The following is a 16,654-nucleotide window of genomic DNA, read 5'->3' on the forward strand; positions in this document are numbered from 1 at the left end:
TCTTGCTTCTGGCTCTCGGTTGCGCCAGCGCCACGAAGCGGCTGGAACAGGGCGCCGAGCTCGAGCAGCAAGGCCGCTACGCCGAGGCGGCGGCGCGCTACATCCAGGCTCTCCGCAAGGATCCGGGCATGCCCGAGGCGCGGCAGCGTCTGGCGTACGTCGGCGCCCAGGCGATCGCGCAGTACAGCGCCGATGCGGCACGCTTCCGCACGCTCGGCTCTTTCCAGCAAGCCGCCGATCTCTACCGCGCCAGCGATGCACTGGTGCAAGAAGCTGCGAGCGTCGGTGTACCCCTCGCCCTCCCGCCCGGCTACGCCGAGTTGCGCCGCACCAGCTTCGACGAGACCATCGCACAGCTCCTGCACGAGGGCCGGAGCGCGGAGGCGAGGGCCGCGTGGGCGGAGGCGCTGCAGGACTACGAGCAGGTGGCGGTGTACGAGCCGAAGCCGCGCCAGGAGAAGGACGCCCGCGACGGACGGCTGCGCGCCTCGGTGCTCTGGGGCGAAGCGGACCTGGCAGCGGGGCACTATCGCGCCGCCTTCGAGCACGCCGAGGCGGCCCTGGTGCTTTGCACCGGCGGCGCCGGTCTAAGGGATCCACGGGGTGGCGACACCTCCGGTCGGGCCGAACCCACCTGGGGCCAGCGCGCGCAGAGCGTGCGCGACGAAGCGCTCGAGCTCGGCACGGTGCACGCCGCGATGACGCCCATGCGCACGGGCAGCAGCTGCGCCCGGCAGCTTCCGGAGGGTTTCCTGGAGGCGCTGAACGACGAGCTCGAAGCGGAGCACTGGACGCATCCGCCGCTCTTCGTGGCGGTGCTCGATCCGCTCGTGGTGCGGCGCGAGCTACGCCGGCAGGGCAACGCCCACACTGCTCCCAGCTTGCGCGACGCCATGCGCCTGGGCCGTGACCTGGGCGCCGATTTCGTCGTGAGTCTCGAGATCGACGCCTTCGCTGCCACCGACGCCGACGTGGTGGCCGAGCGCCGCACTGCCCGCACCCGCGCCGGCGCTGACACCACCTACACCGTCCTCCAGGGGACGCGGAACATGCTGATGACAGCGACACTGGCGTTCGTGGACGTGGAGCACGGCCGCGAGGGCCAGCGCCGCAGCGTCGACCTCACCGAATCCGGCCGCTTCACGCGCGCCCGCTACGACGGCGACACACGCCAGCTGCGGATCCCCGAGAGCGATCGCCGTCTCTTCGACCTCCACCACGAGCACGAGCAGGATCAGGAGATCCAGGATCGTCTGATCGAGAAGGCCGCCCTCCAGCTCGCCGGCCAGGTCTACAACGATCTCGTGCAAAGCGTCCCTTGACGCAGCACGACTGCTGCCATCGCCTCACAGTGTGGGTGTGATCGCTGCAACCGCGTCCGCCGAAGTCCGCACCGGCACGATCTCGAAGTCGATCAGGTCTTCCCAGGCTGCCGTCCACTCCGCGAAGAGCACCTCGTCGTCGGTCTCCATCAACTGGAAACAGCGCTCGAAGTGCAGATCCACCCAGCTCGAGACATAGCGCAAGCCTTCGGGCGCCAATCGTCCCCGGGCCCGGAAGCGCCGGTAGACCTCGGGAGCCTGCCCAGGATGGAAGTGCTCGATCACCATGAACAGCATGCGTCACCTCGTCGCGAATGAACGGCTTGGTTCCTCTCCGTCCGGTGCGTAGACTACTTGCACCGGTGTCCACCGGGAAGCGGTGGACAGGTCGGGCGGTAGGCGCCGCGGCGAGGAGCTCCGGCGATGACGTTGACTCGCACGCTCAGCGTGGACGAGCTCCTGGCCTGGGCTGAGAGCAGTCCCAACGCCGTGCGCCTGCACTCGGGGCGCGATGCCCTCCCCGGCGGGCTCTCGGCGGCCATGGTCCCCATTCTGGTGGAATGGGGAACCTCGAGCCGCCTCAAGGGCGAACCCGGCTACATCATCCGTACGTTGAACACGGGGGGCAATCCGATCGCCGGCACCACCGTGCTGTGCTCGGCACGGATCCCGGCGCAGGGGGTCGAGCGCGTCGAGTTCATCATCGTGCCCCACGATCGCCTCGGCAAACGCGCCCTCGTCGCCCACACCATGCTCCGCTTCGTCTTCGCCAAGGGTAGCGAGGTCCAGCTCCTGAGCGGTGCCGGCGTCGGTACGGGCGGCGACGCCAAGGTGCCCGATCTCATCCTGAGCTGGGAAGCCTGGCGGCCGCCCGGAGTCCCGTTCGGCGCTTTGAAGGGCCTCGACCCGCGGGCCTTCGACCTCTCGATGCGCGCTTATGCCGGAGCCCAGCGCTTTCTCGAGGACGCGGTCATGGGGCGCGAATGGTACGCCTACACGCTGCGCCTGCCCGGAGGCGCCGCCGGTCCGAGCGAGCTCCTGCGTCTCGGCCTCGTTCTCGGCGACAGCGTCGGCCGGCGCAGCCTGGACCGGCTGCTCGGCGAGGCCGAAGCGCGCTGGCTCAAGCACGCGCCCTCCGAGCAAACCGATGTCGCCGTCAAGCACGCGCAGTGGGAGAAGCTGCGCCAGGTCCTGAACGCCGCTGCGGTGCCGGCGGAACCCTTGCCCGGCAATCACGGCTTCGGCTATCAGACGTTGCAGCGCTCTTGCGTCACCATGACGTTGCACATGCTCGACGTCGCGGTCGAACGACTCCGGGCCGCGGGTCACGGCGATGCGGGGAAGCGCTCGCGCCTCAAGCTCGGACCGGTGGATCTCGCACCCTGGATGGAGGAGCTGGCCCACGCCGATTCGCTCGGGATCTTCATGCGCGCTCCCTTCGCCCTCTGGTGGCTGGTGCGGCACCAGGAGGTCCTGCCGCGCTCGTCGGCAAAGCAGCTCGACGAAGCCGGTCTCCTCGAGCGCGAGGCTGGCGAACCCGTCGCGCACCATTACAAGCTGAGCGGCAGAACACCTTACGGCGACGTCTACGATTATTTGATTCGTTGATCGGCGCCGACCTCGCGTCGGCGCGGCTCGAGCCAAACCGCGTGCATTCCGGAGAGTGCGCGCGTTTCTCTTCTCAGAGGGTCTTGCCCGCTGTAGCAGGTCTCGTCTTCCGGTCGGGTCGTGCCGGTGTGGCGAGACGAGGGGTGGCGGGCCCTCGCGACGGCAGGAGGGCGGTCATGAGCCAGCTGATGTTGAACGAGATGAAAGCCTACGGCGTTTCCAGCGTCCTGGTCTTTCTCAAGCCGGATGCCGTGGGCGAGCCCGTACTCCAGCATTTCTCCCACTTCGAGAACAGCCAGACGAGTGCCCTCGCCGCCGCCGTCGGCGCGCGCCGCGGCGCCGTTCCCGCGGGGCGCTACTACCCCAACCTGGGCGTGCTTCTCGGCACCGTGAACCGCGACGGCCTCGCGGCGCTGCGCAGTGACCAGCGGGTGCGACGGGTGGCGAGCGCGCCGCCGCTCCGCCTCATCCGCCCGGTGAGCCGCAAGTCGGCAAAGCTCACCGACAAGCTCACCTGGGGCATCGAGCGCCTCGGCATCCCCGAGCTGTGGAAAGAGGGCCTGACCGGCAAGGGGATCCGCGTCGGTCACCTGGACACGGGCGCCGACGGCAAACACCCGGCGCTCCGTGACGCCATCGTCAGCTTCGCCGAGTTCGATTGGCTCGGCCGCAAGACACGAGACGCGACACCCCGGGACACCCAGGACCATGGCACCCATACCGCGGGAACCATCGCCGGCCGGCCGGTCGCCGGCAGGGCGATCGGCATGGCGCCGAAGGCGGACCTGTGCTCGGCCCTCGTCATCGAGGGTGGCGACGTCGTCGCCCGCGTCCTCGGCGGCATGGACTGGGTCGTCGGCCAAGGGTGCAAGGTCCTCAGCATGTCCCTCGGCTTTCCCGGCTTCTGGGACGACTTCCTGCAGCTGACGCGGATCCTGCGGCAGCGCGGCGTGCTCCCGGTCTTCGCCGTGGGCAACGAGGGTCCAGGCACGAGCCGCTCACCGGGCAACTACGCCGAGGCGCTCTCCGTGGGCGCCAGCGCCGAAGACGATACCGTGGCCGATTTCTCCTCCAGCGACCGGTTCCGGCGCCGGAAGGACCCGGTCGTTCCCGATGTGCTGGCCCCAGGCGTCGGCGTCGTTTCGGCCCTGCCCGGCGGCGGTTACCAGAGCATGTCGGGGACGTCGATGGCGACGCCCCACGTCGCTGGATTGGCCGCACTCCTCTGGGAAGCCAAACCAGCGGCCACGCCGAATCAGGTGGAGAAGGCGATCTTCGAATCCTGCGTCCGCCTCGAGGGCGTCCCCGTGGACCGCCAGGGCCGAGGTGTGCCGGTGGCCAAACGGGCGCTGCAACGGCTCATGGGCCGCGATCTCGGCGGTCGCCGGCATACGACTCCGAGGCGGTCGCGGTCGCGGTGATATACTCGCGACAGCAACTCCCCCGGAGTCCGTGCATGGCGAGAATCCACAAAGAGCTGAAGCGTCAGCTCTCGGCTGCGGCCTTGGCGGAGCGGCGTGATCCTGCAGCTTCCTCTCGTCCCCTCGAAGCGGTGGTGCACTTCCGGGCCCCTGGAGCCCGCCCCGCGGCGGATCCAGAACAGGTGCAAGCGATGGCGCGGAAGGTCCTGGCGCGCGTGCAAGAACTCACCAGCGAGACACCGCTGGCCTACAACGTTTTCGCCAACCTTCAATCCATGGTTGTGCAAGCAAGCCGCACCTTCATCGAAAAGCTCGTCGAGCAGCCGGAGATCGCTTCGGCCCTGGCGAATCGAATCGAGAAAGCGCCTGGGGCCGAGGGAGACTCGCCAGACCCCAACTGACGAGATGTCAGAGGCCCGCCTGACAGCGCTTCCTTTCAGGGTTCGCCTGATCTAGCGACGGTACGGAAGTTGCGATTGTCCTCCGCGGGGGTGGGCTCGCATGCGCCACACGGCCCGCGGAGACGGACTCCTACTCCACTTCGCGGCCCCATGGGGCACTGCAGTCCGCTTCCCTCCCGCCGCCCGGGCTGGAGCCCCCGACAACAAGTGGGCGTACGGAGACATCGTGCCGCTGTCGATGTCGTCTCTAGAGGCCGCGACCCGTCCTGACACGACGAGCCTGTATTTCTTACCGATGCAGCCTTCGAGGGCGGTCTTGGAAAGCAGAAAACTCAACCTGCGGCAATGAGTTAGAATGCGACTAGGCGCCGGCGGGTGGGTCGCGAGACGAGGTCGAGATGGAAGCGCCAAGCTCAGGATCCCTCCAGGGCTCGAAGCGAGGGGCTCGGAGAGCCCAGCTTTTCGCACGCATCACCGTCCTCGCGGTTGCCGTGTGTCTCCTGGCTGCAGGCGGAGCCCTCCTCTCCCCTACCTGGGCCCTCGACGCCGCCGTGGAACCCTACGATCCGCCCGCGACCTGCCCGCTCTGTGCCCGTGACCTCGCCGTACCCGTCGTGCGGCTCACACCGGCCTTTCTCGATTCTCTGGCTGGGGCCCGGGCGCAGGCCAATCAGGCGCAGATCGCGCGCATCGATTCTCTCTTCCGGGCGGGCTATTACGGCTCGCCCAAGACGCACGAGGCGCGGCGTGCGGCCCATCTCGTCGCCCGCCTCACGCTGATCAACGGCTACCCGGATCTCATCCGCCTCGCCGGCGACAGGACGCGGGTGTACGAAGCGGACGAGGCCACGCTGCGAGCCGTGAACGAGAATTATTCCGACGTCCTCCTGTTCGCTGCCGCACGACTCGAGCGCGTCCGACTCGGACTCGGGCGCGCCTGCTTGCACTACGACGTGGAAACAAAGGGAGAAGGGCAGTCAGCGCACGGTGGCAAGCGCCTGCGCTGGCGGGTGACGGAAGCCACGGTCGGAGGCAAGACGCGGCGTCTGCTCAGCCTGGACCTGCCGACCGCCACGGACGACGTGGTCGAGGTCCTCCTCGCACCGCACTACACCTTCCAGGTGGAATACGACCGCATCGAGGGGCCGCCGGCTCCCTACGATTTCTACCTCGTGCACGACATCCAGGGAGGCTGGCTGCGGCGGTCGGGCACGCACCGGCCGATGGCTTTCATGTACTGGGTGACGCCTCTCTCACCGGTCGGCGCCGAGATGGTGAAGGTTTCGTCCGATGCGGGCGGGACCAACGGCAGACACACCGTTCCTGCCGTCGATGTCCCGGAGACGCCTCTCGTGGGGGTGCGCGTCTACATCCCGGGGCTGCGGCTCCGTCTGCCGGCCTTCCTGCCGGACATCAACTTCGACGATCTGCGCGAACTCGAGCCTCCCATGCCGATCCTGGAGATGGAGTACTTGAAGGAGAAGAACCAGCCCTCGTGGTTGGGCTCCTCCGACCACGACGGCTTCAAGGACTGGAAGGGCTACGGGCCCCTACCGGCGGCGATCCGCTCGCGCTTCCCGGATCAGTGACGCCGGCATTCTCCACCGTTCCTCGGCCGCTGCGCGCCAGCCAGTCGTGATAGAGCTCCGGGCGGCGATCGCGCAGGAACAGCCGGCGCGCGTGCGAGGTCCCCACGGCGCCGAGGTCGAGGTCGCAGAGCAAGATCTCCTCGCTGCCGGAGCCGGCGCGCGCCACGACGATGCCCGCGGGATCGCAGACGAACGACGCGCCGGCGAAGGTGACCTTCGGCTCCTCCCCCACGCGGTTGCAGAGTGCGGTGAAGTAACCGTTCTGGAAGGCGGCGACGCGGAGCTCGGCTTCGAAGACTCCTTCGGGCCACTCGCCCACGCTGCCTGCTTGCGGCACCACCACGAGCTCGGCGCCACCGAGAGCGAGCGCCCGCATGTACTCCGGGTAATGACGGTCGTAGCAGATGGCGACGCCGATCCTGCCGCAAGCCGTGTCGAAGACCGGGGCGCCGCGGTCCCCCGGTGTGTAGTACCCCTGCTCGTGGAAACAGGCGTAGTCGGTGATGTGGACCATCCGTGTCTTGCCGCGGAGAGTCCCGTCCGCATCGATGACGGGTGAGGTGTCGTAGGTGCTGGCGCCATCGCGCTCGAAGAGGTTGAGCACGATGACCACACCCAGGTCGGCGGCGAGGCGAGAGAATTCCGCCGTCGTCGGCCCGGGCACGGGCTCCGCCAGCGACAGGATCTCCGGCGTGGCGGTCGTCTGTGGATAGAAGGGGTCGAAGCCCAGCTCGGCGAAGCAAACCAGTTGGGCGCCGCGACGCGCCGCCGCCTCGACGGCCTCCAGGCCCCGTCGTCGGTTGGCCTGGAGGTCCATCGTGGCGCGTTGCTGCACCAAGGCGATGCGCGTACGGCGGCTCAGATCCGCTCCGTTCCCCGGCGTGCGGCTCTCACCGAGCCGCAGGCTTGTGCTCGAGCTTGATCACCGCGAGCACGGCCCCCGTCGGGTCCTGCATCACCGAGAAGCGACCCACGTTGGGAATGCTCGTGGGCTGCACGAGGAGCTTCCCGCCGAACTTCGTCGCTTTGGCCGCGGCGGCATCGCAGTCCGTCACCATCACGTAGGGCAGCCAATGCGGCGGGGCGTTCCCGTGCTGCGGTGTCATCTCCATCATGCCGCCGACCGACGTGCCGCCGACCTGGAACTCGGTGTACTTCATGGGGCCGGTGTCTTCCTTGGCATTCCAGTCGAGGAGCTCGGTGTAGAACAGCTTGGCCGCCTTCGTATCCCGCGTGGCCAGCTCGCTCCAGCCGAAGCCGCCGGTCTCCAGCTTCGCCGCCCCCGGGTGCTCGCCGGGCTTGAACAGGGAGATGGTCGCACCGGTGGGATCCTTGATGGCGGCGATGCGGCCCACACCGGGAACGTCCATCGGGTCCATGAGAACACTGCCACCGAGCGAACGCGCCTTGGCGGCGCTCTCGTCCACGTTCGCCACCGTGACGTAGGTCATCCAGTGCGAGGGAACGCCGGCGAACATCGGCCCATCCAACTGATAGAGCCCGGCGATGTCCTCGTCGCCCTGCTTGAGCAGCGTGTAGAAACCACCGGCATCGCCGGGCATGGGGATGTCCATGGTCTTCCAGCCGAAGACACCGGTGTAGAACTTCTTCGCCGCGGCGGCGTCGGTGGTGCCGCATTCGAACCACGAGAACGTGCCGGGGACATGCTTGGGATGGCTCATGTTTTCTCCTCTACTTCTGCTTCGGGGCTCCCGGACCGATAAAGAAGCGCGACCGTCCTGGCACGGCACAGCCAGAAAGAATGGCCTGCGAGCGAGACCGCCACAACGAGCGCCAGCGAGAAAAAGAGTCTAGCACCGCCCGACGCGAGCCGGCCGCGCAACTTCGGCGGCGCATTTTTTCTCCATCAAGTATCTGTACGACAAGGAGTTAGTCCGGACTGCGGGGGAACCTTCGTGCCCCCGACCGCGGGCAGGTGATGCGCATCCGGACTTGTCTCCCCCTCGCTCGGATGATACAGTTGAATCAGCTGCATGGAATCAAGTGAATCGGAGGCGAGATGGCGCCGGCCGGCGAGGCACAGTGGCTGCTGCTCATCCACCAGCTCCCGCCCAAGCCCGATTACCTGCGGGTCAAGGTCTGGCGGCGTCTGCAGCGCCTTGGGGCCATCGCGATCAAGAACTCGGTGTACGTGTTGCCGCGTAGCGAGCAGGCGCAAGAGGACTTCCAATGGGTCCTGCAGGAGATCGCGCCGCAAGGCGGAGAGGCGTCGATCTGCGAAGCCCGCTTCGTGCAGGGTCTGTCCGACGCCCAGGTGGAAGCGATGTTCCGCTCCGCACGGGACGCCGACTACGCCGTGGTCGCGGAGGAGGCACGCCGGGCGCGCGAGGACCTGCCGCGCCGCGCCACCATCGCGCCGGAGAGACGCGCGCAGGGGGAAGCGGAGCTGGCGCGCCTCAAACGCCGGCGCGACGAGATCGTGGCGATCGATTTCCTGGGGGCTCCGGGACGGGTCACCGCCGATGCAGCGCTGACCGCGCTGGAGTCGCGGCTGCGGGCGGCGTCGGTGACCGCCGCGGGACACGGGCGCGCCTCCAAGCCCACAGCGCCCACTCGCATGCACGGCCGCACCTGGGTGACGCGCAAGGGCATCCACATCGACCGGATCGCCAGCGCCTGGCTCATCCGCAAGTGCATCGACCCGAAGGCGCGCTTCCGCTTCGTGGCGGCGAAGGGCTATCGGCCGGCGGCCGGTGAGCTGCGCTTCGACATGTTCGCGGCCGAGTACACCCACCAGGGGGACCACTGCACCTTCGAGGTCCTGCTGCAGAGATTCGGCCTCGACGATCCGGCGCTGCGGCACATCGCCGAGATCGTCCACGACATCGACCTCAAGGACTGCAAGTTCAGGCGGCCCGAGGCGCCCGGCATCGAGCGCCTGATCGCCGGCATCTGCATGTCCCAGCCGCAGGATCCGCAGCGGCTGACCCGGGGCGCGGCGGTGTTCGACGATCTCTACCGGAGCTTCAGGAGAAGCAAATGATCGAGACGGTACGCCGACCGGCTCCGGTGACGTTCAGCGACGCGCTCGCCGTGTGGTGGCGCGTCGGGCTCCACAGCTTCGGCGGACCGGCGGGGCAGATCGCGACCATGCACCGGATCCTGGTGCAGGAAAAGAAGTGGATCGGCGAGCCCCGCTTCCTGCACGCGCTCAACTACTGCATGCTGCTGCCCGGCCCCGAGGCGCAGCAGCTCGCCATCTACATCGGCTGGCTGCTGCACGGTATGCGCGGTGGGCTCGTGGCGGGGATCCTCTTCGTGTTGCCGGGCGCCGCCGTCATGCTCGCGCTCAGCATGCTGTATGCCGGCCTGCACGGGCTCGGCTTCGTCGTCGCGGTGTTCTTCGGCCTGAAGGCCGCGGTGCTGGCGGTGGTCCTCGAGGCCGTGGTGCGCATCGGCCGCCGGGTGTTGAGGACCGCCGCACTGGTCTGTATCGCCGCGCTCGCCTTCGTCGGCATTTTCTTCTTCCAGGTGCCGTTCCCGCTCATCGTCCTCGGCGCCGGGATCGCCGGCGCCCTCCGCGCCTGGCTTCGTCCAGGACAACTCCCCCAGCTGCAAACACCGGACGGGGAGAACCGCGACGACAAACCTGTCGTGGATGCGCTGCTCGACGATCGGGTGCCCGCTCACACCATGCCGCACCTCGCAAGGTCGCTGCAGGTGGCGGCGGCAGGTCTCGTTCTCTGGTTCGCGCCCATCGCGATCGTGGCGGTGTGTGCAGGCATGCAGCACGTCTTCGTCCAAGAGGCGCTCTTCTTCAGCAAGGTGGCGGTGGTGACCTTCGGTGGCGCCTACGCCGTCCTCGCCTACGTGGCGCAGCAGGCCGTAGGGCTCCGCGGCTGGTTGCAGCCCAGCGAGATGCTGGACGGGCTCGGCATGGCGGAAACGACGCCGGGCCCGCTCATCCTCGTGCTGCAGTTCGTCGGCTTCGTGGCGGCATACCGCAGCGCCGGCGAGCTCCCGCCGCTCGTCGCCGGAGTCCTCGGAGCGGCAGTCACCCTCTGGGTCACGTTCGTCCCCTGCTTCCTCTGGGTCTTCCTCGGCGCCCCGTACGTCGAGTCGCTGCGAGGGAACCGGAAGCTGGCAGCCTCGTTGGAGGCCATCACGGCCGCGGTCGTCGGCGTGATTCTGAATCTCGCGATCTGGTTCGCGCTGCACGTCCTGTTCACGGAGCTCGAAACGTTCCGCGGTCCCATGGGGCTGCGCCTGCTCGTGCCGGTACCGGCCACACTCGACGAGCCGGCGCTCTTGATCGCTGTCGGCGCCTTCGTCGCCACCTTCTGGCTGAAAGCCAGGATGCTGCCGACGCTCGGCGCTGCGACTGCCGCCGGTCTGGTGTACCACCTCGTCTTCAGGCGGTGAATTCCATGCGGATCCTGCTCATCAGCAACTCGACGATGTACGGGCGCGGCTACCTCGATCACGCCGAGAGTGAGATCGTCGAGCTCTTGGGCCGCGCTCGCAAGGTGCTGTTCGTTCCGTTCGCCATGCACGACCTGGCGGCTTACGCGGCCAAGGCCAAGGCCCGCTTCGAGTCGATGGGGTATGCCGTCGAGTCGATCCACGAAGCGTCCGATGCGCCAGCGGCCGTCGATCAGGCCGAGGCCCTCTTCATCGGCGGCGGCAACACCTTCCGGCTGCTGGATGCGCTCTACCGCCGCGACCTCCTCGAACCGATCCGCCGGCGTGTGTCGCGTGGGGCTCCCTTCATCGGTTCCAGTGCTGGCTCCATCGTCGCCGGACCCAGCATCAAGACGACCAAGGACATGCCGATCGTGCAGCCTCCTTCTTTCCTCTCCCTCGGGCTCGTGCCCTTCCAAATCAGCCCGCACTATCTGGATCCCGATCCGGCCTCGACGCACATGGGCGAAACCCAGGAAGAGCGGATCCAGCAGTTCCTGGAGGAGAACGATGCGCCCGTGCTGGGACTGCGAGAGGGAGGAATGCTGCGCGCCGGCGAGGGGTTGCCCGTGCTGCGCGGCTCCACTCCCGCCCGGATCTTCCGCCGCGGGAGCCCGCCGGTGGAAGCGGTCGCGGGATCGACACTGGAAATGTTGTGAGGAGACGAGTCCGACCCGGAAATGTCGTGAGGAGACGACCCCGATGCGCAGGCGAGAGACGCTGCTTTTGACCCGCGGCGAGGTCGCCGCGTTGCTCGGCATCGACGAGTGCATCGCGGCGGTGGAGCGCGCCTTCGCCTTGCACGCCGCAGGGCGAAGTTTGCCGCCTGGGGTCCTCGGCGTGCACGCGCCCGGCGGCGGCTTCCACCTCAAGGCCGCGGGTCTGCAGATGGGGCGGAGCTACTTTGCCGCCAAGCTCAATGGCAACTTCCCGGGCAACCGCGAGCGGTTCGGGCTGCCGACGATCCAGGGAGTCGTCGTACTCTGCGACGCGGACAACGGCTCGCCGCTGGCCCTGATGGATTCGATGCAGATCACCATCCTGCGCACCGGTGCGGCGACGGCCGCCGCCGCCAAGCGCCTGGCGCGGGCAAGCGCCTCCGCTGCTGCCATCATCGGTTGCGGGAACCAGGGGCGCGTGCAGCTCCGGGCCCTCGCCCGCGTGCTCCCGCTCCGGCGCGTTTGGGCCTTCGACACCGAGGCGCCGCGCCTGCGCGCCTTCCTGGAAGAGATGTCCACGGAGCTGGGGCTCGAAGTGGAGCCGGCCGGCGATCCCGGTGCTGCCGCGCGCGCGGCCGACGTTTGCGTCACCTGCACGCCGTCGCGGCGCGCCTTCCTCCGGCCTGGCGACCTGCAGCCTGGAGCCTTCCTCGCTGCGGTCGGAGCCGACAGTGACGACAAGCAGGAGCTCGAGCCCACCCTGGTGGCCGGCTGCAAGATCGTCGTCGACGACCTGGAGCAGTGCGCCACGATCGGTGAGTTGCACCATGCGCTCGAGGCGGGACTCCTCACCCGCGCCGACGTGCACGCCGATCTCGCCGCCGTGATCGCCGGCGACGCCCCGGGCCGTACATCGGAGGACGAGATCATCCTCTTCGACAGCACCGGTACGGCTCTGCAAGATGTGGCGGCCGCCGCCATGGTCTACGAAATGGCCTCGGCGGCCGGCGCGGGCACCTGGCTGGACCTCGGGCGCTGACATCGAGGTCTGACGCCGCCCATGGGTGCAGCGGATCGACGCGCGCAGCGACGGCGGGACCTGCGCCCGCCGTGTGGGCTACGATCCCATAGCCTGCGGCAGCAGCCCGGCGCTATGCTCCGGCCCGAGGCTCCGGACGGGAGGCGATCGTGCCCAAGACTCTGCAGCATCGCATCGGCGGCAAGCCCGTGGACGGAACGAGCGGCCGCTTCGGCGACGTCTTCGACCCGGGGACGGGCGAGGTGAGCGCCCGGGCTCCCTATGCCAGCACCGAAGAGGTGCACGCCGCCGTCCAGGCCGCCCAAGCGGCATGGCCGGGCTGGGCAGCGACGCCGCCGGCGCAGCGGGCGCGGGTGATGTTCCGCTTCCGCGATCTCGTCGAACAACACAAGCACGACGTCGCCAAGCTCGTGGCTTCCGAGCACGGCAAGACCCTGGACGACGCCCTGGGTTCGGTGCTCCGGGGCGCCGAGATCATCGAGTTCGCCTGCGGCATCCCGCAGCTGCTGAAGGGCGAGCACAACGAGAACGTGGCGGGCAACATCGACAGCTATGCCGTGCGCCAGCCTCTCGGCGTCTGCGTCGGCATCACCCCGTTCAACTTCCCTGCCATGGTGCCGCTGTGGATGTATCCCATCGCTCTGGCCTGCGGCAACACCTTCGTCCTCAAGCCCTCGGAGCGCGATCCCTCTGCGGCGCTACGGCTGGCCGAGCTCGCCGGCGAAGCCGGGCTGCCGGACGGCGTGCTCAACGTCCTCGTCGGCGACAAGGTGGCCGTGGATGCACTCCTCGTCCACCCGGACGTCGCCGCAGTGAGCTTCGTCGGCTCGACTCCGGTGGCGGAGCACGTCTACCGCACCGCCACGGCACATGGGAAACGGGTGCAAGCCCTGGGCGGCGCCAAGAATCATCTCGTGGTCATGCCCGATGCGGATCTGCAAGTGACCGCGGACGCCCTGGTGGGCTCGGCCTACGGCTCCGCCGGGGAACGCTGCATGGCGGTGTCGGTGGCCGTCGCCGTGGGCGACCGGGTCGCCGATGCCCTGGTGTCGGAGTTGAAGCCCCGCATCGAAAAATTGCGCCTTGGCCCCCACACCGATCCGAAGGCCGAAATGGGGCCCCTCGTCACCGGTGCCCATCGCGCCAAGGTGGCGGGCTACGTCGACACCGGCGTCGCCGAAGGGGCCAACCTGGTCGTGGACGGCCGGGGGTACCAGGTGCCGGGGCACGAAGGCGGCTTCTTCCTCGGGGGCTGCCTCTTCGACCGCGTGACCCCGGAGATGCGCATCTACAAGGAAGAGATCTTCGGCCCGGTGCTGTGCGTGGTGCGCGCCGAGAGCTACGAGCAGGCGCTCCGCCTGGTGAACGAGCACGAGTACGGTAACGGCGCCGCCATCTTCACCCGGGACGGCGAGACCGCTCGGGACTTCTGCGCCCGGGTCAAAGTCGGCATGGTGGGGATCAATGTTCCCATCCCCGTCCCCACCGCCTACCACAGCTTCGGTGGCTGGAAACGCTCCCTCTTCGGGGACCACCACATGCATGGCCCCGAAGGTGTAAGATTTTATACGCGCCTCAAGACCGTGACCTCGCGCTGGCCCTCCGGCATGCGACGCGGCCCCGATCTTTCCTTCCCCCAGACCCGGTAGGCGGAAGGCAGCAGACTGTCGTCGCAATGCAACGCGTGCGGAAACTTCCTGACACTCTCGTCGTGTGAGGCGAAGTGACATTGGCCACAGTCTTTGCTTGCTGGCCTCGGGGCGCCTGCGTACATTCCGCGCTGCGCTGCGCCGGCTCCGGGCAGCGCCCAATCGAGGACGCGCCCGTCGCTCCTGCGGCCGGCGCGGCGAGTCGCCAGGGCTTCGGGTGGTGAGGTGGTGCGGATGGCGCTCCGGGCAAGCATCGTGCGTTCTCTACTCGCGGTCGTTGTGGCCGCACTCGTCTGCATGGGGCTGGTGAATCGCGGCGAGGCCCAAGTAGTGGCTCGCGCCGCTGTGGTGATCGACTCGGAGAACGGTCGCACGCTGTTCGCCAAGAACCCCGACCTGCGCCTCTATCCCGCCAGCACCACCAAGGTGATGACCGCGATCGTGGCCATCGAGAGCGGCCGGCTGGACGAGATCGTCGTCATCCGCGAGAGCGACATCCGCGTAGAGCCGAGCGTCATCGGCCTCGTTCCCGGCGAGCGGATCACGTTGCGCGAGCTCGTCTACGGTTTGCTGCTGCGCTCGGGGAACGATGCCGCCCGCGCCATCGCCCGGTACCTCGCCGGGTCGGAAGCCCAGTTCGCCATGATGATGAACGCCAAGGCGATCAAGCTGGGCTGCACGGCGACCCACTTCACCAATCCCCACGGTCTCACCAGTACGAAGCACTACACGACGGCGCGCGACCTCGGGCGCATCATGCGTTACGCCATGCGCAACCCCGAGTTCCGTGAGATCACCGGCACGAAGTACTACCGCTGCAGCTCGCCCCGGGGCCGGGAGTTCTACAACAAGAACAAGCTCCTCCGCATGTACAAGGGCGCCAACGGCGGCAAGCCGGGCTACACCCGCGCCGCGCAGCAGACCCTGGTGGCCAGCGCCAGTCGCGCCGGGCACGAACTCGTGGTAGTCTGTCTCGCGAGCCGTGGGCGTTGCTTGTGGAGCGACGCCACCCGGTTGCTCGACCTGGGTTTCAACCGGGTCGCGGCGGCGCCGGTCGTGGGGAGCGTCTCCACTGCCGCTGCTGCAGCCGGCAGCCACTGAAGTACGCATGAAGATCCAGTTCCTGGGTGCGGCCCGGCAAGTCACCGGGTCGTGCTACTACATCGAGGCCGGGGGCCGTCGTGTGCTCGTCGACTGCGGCCTCTTCCAGGAACGCGAGTTCCAGAAACGCAACTGGGACCGCACCCCCATCGATCCGAGCAGCCTCGACGCGGTGATCCTCACCCACGCCCACCTGGACCACACGGGACGCCTGCCCCGGCTGGTGAAGGAGGGCTTCCGCGGCCGGGTCCTGACCACGGAGCCGACGGTGGACCTGGCCGAGCTGGTGCTGCTGGACTCGGCGCGTCTGCAGCAAGAAGACCTGGAATTCAAGAAGAAGCGGCACGAGCAAGAGGGTCGCAAGGCCCAGCACCCGTACGAGCCCCTCTATAACGTGCAAGACGTGGAGCAGACCCTCGCGCTCATGCAGGGTTACGGCTATGGGAAGCCCGTCGACCTGGGCCAGGGCTTCAGCGTGCGCTTCCTCGACGCGGGCCACATCCTGGGCTCGGCCATGGTGGAGATCACTGCCGGGAACGGGGCCGACGCGCGCCGCCTGCTCTTCTCCGGCGACATGGGCCAGCCCGACCGGCCCATCGTCAACGATCCCGCCATCGTCGAGTCCGCCGACTACGTGGTCCTGGAATCCACCTATGGGATCCGGGATCACGACCATGCCCACAGCATCGCGGACCAGCTCGCCACGGTCGTTCTCGACACCTACGAGCGCGGCGGCAACGTGGTCATCCCCACCTTCGCCATCGAACGAGCGCAAGAAGTGCTGCTGCATCTGGGAGCGCTCATCGAGGCCAAGCGGATTCCCGGGATGCTCGTTTTCCTGGACAGCCCGATGGCGGTGGACGTCCTGCAGATTTACCGGGACTATCCGGCGTACATGGACGCCGAGACACGGCAGACTTTGGAGAGCCCGACGCTCCGCCGGGTCAGCGAGCATTGGTTGCGTCTGGTCCGCGGCAGACGCGAGTCCCAGGCCATCAACAGCATCCGCGGCACCTGCATCATCATGGCCGGCTCGGGAATGTGTACCGGCGGTCGCATCAAGCATCACCTTCTCCACAACCTCGGCCGGCCCGGCTCCACCGTCGTCTTCGTCGGCTACCAGGCGGTGGGGACGCTCGGCCGCCTGATCCACGACGGCGCCGAGGAGGTGCGCCTCTTCGGCCAGATGCTGAAGGTGCGCGCCCAGGTGCGGTCGATCCAAGGACTCTCCGCCCATGCCGGGAGGTCGGACCTCCTGCAATGGCTCTCGCACTTCCGGCAGCCACCGCGGCGCCTCATCGTCACCCACGGCGAGGAGAAGGCGGCGTTGGCCCTGGCCGAGGAAATCCGCACCCGGATGGGCTGGGAGGTCACCGTGCCGCAATACATGGACGAAATCTCCCTCTCCTGAGGCACCTTGCGGCGCCCCTCCGGCGCGGCCAT

At 68.3% G+C, this 16,654-nt stretch carries 15 protein-coding genes; 12 read left to right on the top strand and 3 right to left on the bottom strand.

Going from position 1 to position 16,654, the window contains the following annotated elements; all coding sequences use genetic code 11:
* Window positions 1-1,322 (top strand): hypothetical protein (locus VFE28_17065; GenBank protein ID HZM17709.1); only part of this gene is annotated, 1,322 nt, incomplete at its 5' end.
* A 24-nt stretch (window positions 1,323-1,346) separates the two neighbouring features.
* On the opposite strand, the gene VFE28_17070 is transcribed toward VFE28_17065, so the two are convergent.
* Window positions 1,347-1,619 (bottom strand): DUF3303 family protein, encoded by a 273-nt coding sequence (locus tag VFE28_17070; protein ID HZM17710.1) that lies wholly within the window; start codon window positions 1,617-1,619, stop codon window positions 1,347-1,349.
* Window positions 1,620-1,745: 126 nt separating this feature from the next.
* Here VFE28_17070 and VFE28_17075 point away from each other — a divergent pair, with 126 nt between their 5' ends.
* The 4 genes from VFE28_17075 to VFE28_17090 all read left to right on the top strand — a co-directional run bounded on the left by VFE28_17075 (window position 1,746) and on the right by VFE28_17090 (window position 6,341).
* Complete coding sequence (locus VFE28_17075) at window positions 1,746-2,930, top strand: hypothetical protein (protein ID HZM17711.1); 1,185 nt, start codon at window positions 1,746-1,748, stop codon at window positions 2,928-2,930.
* Between the two features lie 176 nt (window positions 2,931-3,106).
* The gene (locus VFE28_17080) at window positions 3,107-4,351 is read left to right on the top strand and encodes a S8 family serine peptidase (GenBank protein HZM17712.1); all 1,245 of its coding nucleotides are present in this window, start codon (window positions 3,107-3,109) and stop codon (window positions 4,349-4,351) included.
* A 35-nt stretch (window positions 4,352-4,386) separates the two neighbouring features.
* The gene (locus VFE28_17085) at window positions 4,387-4,752 is read left to right on the top strand and encodes a hypothetical protein (protein HZM17713.1); all 366 of its coding nucleotides are present in this window, start codon (window positions 4,387-4,389) and stop codon (window positions 4,750-4,752) included.
* Between the two features lie 491 nt (window positions 4,753-5,243).
* Entirely contained in the window at window positions 5,244-6,341 is a 1,098-nt protein-coding gene (locus tag VFE28_17090) for a hypothetical protein (protein HZM17714.1), read from the top strand.
* Here VFE28_17090 and VFE28_17095 read toward each other — a convergent pair.
* Entirely contained in the window at window positions 6,277-7,176 is a 900-nt protein-coding gene (locus VFE28_17095) for a nitrilase-related carbon-nitrogen hydrolase (protein HZM17715.1), read from the bottom strand. The genes VFE28_17090 and VFE28_17095 overlap by 65 nt on opposite strands.
* A 55-nt stretch (window positions 7,177-7,231) precedes the next feature.
* Window positions 7,232-8,023 (bottom strand): VOC family protein, encoded by a 792-nt coding sequence (locus VFE28_17100; protein HZM17716.1) that lies wholly within the window; start codon window positions 8,021-8,023, stop codon window positions 7,232-7,234.
* 338 nt (window positions 8,024-8,361) lie between these two features.
* On the opposite strand from VFE28_17100, the gene VFE28_17105 reads away from it, so the two are divergent.
* The 7 genes from VFE28_17105 (at window position 8,362) to VFE28_17135 (ending at window position 16,622) form a co-directional block, all read left to right on the top strand.
* Window positions 8,362-9,345 (top strand): chromate resistance protein ChrB domain-containing protein, encoded by a 984-nt coding sequence (locus tag VFE28_17105; GenBank protein HZM17717.1) that lies wholly within the window; start codon window positions 8,362-8,364, stop codon window positions 9,343-9,345.
* Window positions 9,342-10,724: a chromate efflux transporter gene (chrA, locus tag VFE28_17110; protein ID HZM17718.1), complete on the top strand. Its 1,383-nt coding sequence runs from the start codon at window positions 9,342-9,344 to the stop codon at window positions 10,722-10,724. Before VFE28_17105 ends, chrA begins: the two co-directional genes overlap by 4 nt.
* Window positions 10,725-10,729: 5 nt before the next feature.
* The gene (gene pepE, locus VFE28_17115) at window positions 10,730-11,422 is read left to right on the top strand and encodes a dipeptidase PepE (protein HZM17719.1); all 693 of its coding nucleotides are present in this window, start codon (window positions 10,730-10,732) and stop codon (window positions 11,420-11,422) included.
* A gap of 43 nt (window positions 11,423-11,465) precedes the next feature.
* Window positions 11,466-12,461, top strand: a complete 996-nt coding sequence (locus VFE28_17120) for an ornithine cyclodeaminase family protein (GenBank protein HZM17720.1) — start codon at window positions 11,466-11,468, stop codon at window positions 12,459-12,461.
* A gap of 149 nt (window positions 12,462-12,610) precedes the next feature.
* Window positions 12,611-14,110, top strand: coding sequence for a CoA-acylating methylmalonate-semialdehyde dehydrogenase (locus tag VFE28_17125; GenBank protein HZM17721.1), 1,500 nt, complete (start codon window positions 12,611-12,613; stop codon window positions 14,108-14,110).
* A 234-nt stretch (window positions 14,111-14,344) separates the two neighbouring features.
* Window positions 14,345-15,211: a D-alanyl-D-alanine carboxypeptidase family protein gene (locus VFE28_17130; protein HZM17722.1), complete on the top strand. Its 867-nt coding sequence runs from the start codon at window positions 14,345-14,347 to the stop codon at window positions 15,209-15,211.
* 7 nt (window positions 15,212-15,218) lie between these two features.
* Window positions 15,219-16,622, top strand: a complete 1,404-nt coding sequence (locus VFE28_17135; protein HZM17723.1) for an MBL fold metallo-hydrolase — start codon at window positions 15,219-15,221, stop codon at window positions 16,620-16,622.
* The last annotated feature ends 32 nt before the right edge of the window (window positions 16,623-16,654 follow it).

This window comes from Candidatus Krumholzibacteriia bacterium (assembly GCA_035649275.1).
Taxonomy (GTDB): Bacteria; Krumholzibacteriota; Krumholzibacteriia.

Coding starts and splice junctions, on each gene's coding strand:
- VFE28_17080 (HZM17712.1), top strand. CDS start 3,107: ATGAGCCAGCTGATGTTGAACGAGATGAAAGCCTACGGCGTTTCCAGC.
- VFE28_17070 (HZM17710.1), bottom strand. CDS start 1,619: ATGCTGTTCATGGTGATCGAGCACTTCCATCCTGGGCAGGCTCCCGAG.
- VFE28_17100 (HZM17716.1), bottom strand. CDS start 8,023: ATGAGCCATCCCAAGCATGTCCCCGGCACGTTCTCGTGGTTCGAATGC.
- VFE28_17075 (HZM17711.1), top strand. CDS start 1,746: ATGACGTTGACTCGCACGCTCAGCGTGGACGAGCTCCTGGCCTGGGCT.
- VFE28_17105 (HZM17717.1), top strand. CDS start 8,362: ATGGCGCCGGCCGGCGAGGCACAGTGGCTGCTGCTCATCCACCAGCTC.
- VFE28_17120 (HZM17720.1), top strand. CDS start 11,466: ATGCGCAGGCGAGAGACGCTGCTTTTGACCCGCGGCGAGGTCGCCGCG.
- VFE28_17130 (HZM17722.1), top strand. CDS start 14,345: ATGGCGCTCCGGGCAAGCATCGTGCGTTCTCTACTCGCGGTCGTTGTG.
- chrA (HZM17718.1), top strand. CDS start 9,342: ATGATCGAGACGGTACGCCGACCGGCTCCGGTGACGTTCAGCGACGCG.
- VFE28_17135 (HZM17723.1), top strand. CDS start 15,219: ATGAAGATCCAGTTCCTGGGTGCGGCCCGGCAAGTCACCGGGTCGTGC.
- pepE (HZM17719.1), top strand. CDS start 10,730: ATGCGGATCCTGCTCATCAGCAACTCGACGATGTACGGGCGCGGCTAC.
- VFE28_17085 (HZM17713.1), top strand. CDS start 4,387: ATGGCGAGAATCCACAAAGAGCTGAAGCGTCAGCTCTCGGCTGCGGCC.